We start from the raw sequence: 1990 nt of genomic DNA, 5'->3' as shown, positions 1-1990 counted from the left end.
TGACGTAAGCCGCCATAATGAGGCCCAGATTCAAGGCCGGAAGCACAAGGTTGCGCAGTTGCGCGCCTATCCCCGGCTCCATGCTCGTGATAACCGGGAGCCAGCGAAGATGGACAGCAAGCGCAAGTAGCAGCAGGATCGCTGAAACGAACGATGGGAAGGACAGTCCTATGAGCGACAGCAGTCGGCCTAGATAATCTGGCCAAGCATTCCGGCGCAGTGACGCCCAGATGCCAAGAGGTAATCCTACGACGAGTCCGATCGCAACGGACGCGAGCGCTAATTGCAGCGTCCAAGGAAGCACCAGCGAAACCTCGTGCAAGACTGTCCGGCCGCTGGCCATTGAAGCACCAAGGTTTCCCGACAGCATATCCCTCATAAAGTTTAGATATTGCGCATACATCGGCAAGTCCAGACCCATCTGTTTACGCAGCGCGCTGAGGGCTTGCGCACTGGCCTGGTCGCCGAGCATCGCCGCGGCAGGATCGCCCGGGACCAACCGCACGAGCACAAACACCACGGTCAGCATAGCGAGCAGTGTAGGGATCGCGAGCAGCAGACGCTTAATGGCAAAGCGAATCATTGTTGCCGCTCCCAAAAAGACACACCCACGCTCAGCCACAAGTTGAGATCCTGTCGATGGCCTCTGCTTGAAGACGCGATAGATGGACTCATGTCTTGTTATGCTCCAACTCAAGTGACGCCAACTCGCCGAGCGTTATCGGTTTGAGCGGTGGTCTGATGCGATAGAAGCCCACTTCGGTTACGCTGCGCCCCTGTTCCGCTGCGACGATGTGGGCAATGGTATACCCGCATTGCCGGCCTTGGCAGGGGCCCATGCCCGCTCGAGTGAACGCTTTCAGTTGATTTGGACCTAGCTTCCCGATGGCTGCGGCTTTGCGGACATCGCCGGCGGTGAGCTCCTCACAACGACAGACGACAGTCTCGTCGGGGGGAGCAAAAATGCTTGCTCGGGGAGGATAAAGTGCATCAAGCATCGGACGTAGCCGCAGCAGCCGATTCAATTCTTTGCGCAAGGGTCTTGCTTCGATCGTCGCCGCTTCTTCCGAGAGGACACCGGCGCTCTGCGCTACACCAAGCGCCACCACTTCGCCTCGAACGCAAGCGGCATTTGCTCCCCCGATACCTGCGCCATCACCTGCGACGTACACCCCAGGCTTGGTTGTCTCACCCCATTCATTCAAGTCAGGGACGAGACAGCACTGCTGGACGCTCCAACTGTGCTTGCAATCGAGCGCGCGAGTCATATGTATCGATGGGACTACGCCTTCATGAGACAAGAGTACCTGTGCCGGCGCGCGCGACGTCGATCCATCTGCGAGCGTGTATTCCACTTCCTGTAGGTAGCCATCCCCTAGCGCGCGAACGTTCGTCACCCCCTGCACTCGTTTGACGCCGGCCTTTTTTAGCTCGCGCATCCACCGGAGGCCTTTGCTGATATCTCGCGACGCTGCAAGTACAGCGCCGGTCCACGGCAGAGCCCGTCGCCATGCGTGCGGCGGTGACGTGTCCAGCCACCCCGCGATGCGTCCGCCGACCCTTAGCAATTGCGACATGTACAAAAGAGGCACCGGTCCGCTTCCGACCACCCAGACAGGTTGCGCCGGAACCTGTTGAGACGTCTTAAGCAGGATCTGAGCGGCGCCAACTGTGAGGACGCCGGGCAATGTCCATCCCGAAAATGGAGCCGGACGCTCCTGCGCGCCCAACGCAAGGACCACGTGCTTGGCGCGGACCATTTCTGCGCTGCCGTTTTTGGTCATGAAGATCGCATAACCCGGTTCGATTTGCCAAACCTGTGTCGAAGGCTCGTACACGACGCCACATCGCCTGAAGGATTCAACGAGGCCGGCACCTGCAATGTATTCGTCACCTAACTGAACGCCGACGCTCGTCGACGCGACGGCTTCGACCGCGCGCCAAATCTGCCCCCCAGGTGCGGGCTGTTCATCGACGACGAGGACAGAGA

Annotated in this window: 2 protein-coding genes; both read right to left on the bottom strand. The window is 59.4% G+C overall.

What is annotated here, in order from left to right; all coding sequences use genetic code 11:
- On the bottom strand, positions 1-583 hold a 583-nt coding region (locus tag AWB67_RS36950), incomplete at its 3' end, for an ABC transporter permease (protein WP_143328488.1).
- Positions 584-671: 88 nt separating this feature from the next.
- A partial coding sequence (locus AWB67_RS36945) for an FAD/NAD(P)-dependent oxidoreductase (protein ID WP_125477855.1) occupies positions 672-1990 on the bottom strand: 1319 nt, incomplete at its 5' end.

The sequence above is a fragment of the Caballeronia terrestris genome, assembly GCF_001544515.1.
Taxonomy (GTDB): domain Bacteria; phylum Pseudomonadota; class Gammaproteobacteria; order Burkholderiales; family Burkholderiaceae; genus Caballeronia; species Caballeronia terrestris.
Note: the sequence above shows the minus strand (reverse complement) of the source record. Positions and strands in the feature narration are given on the sequence as shown.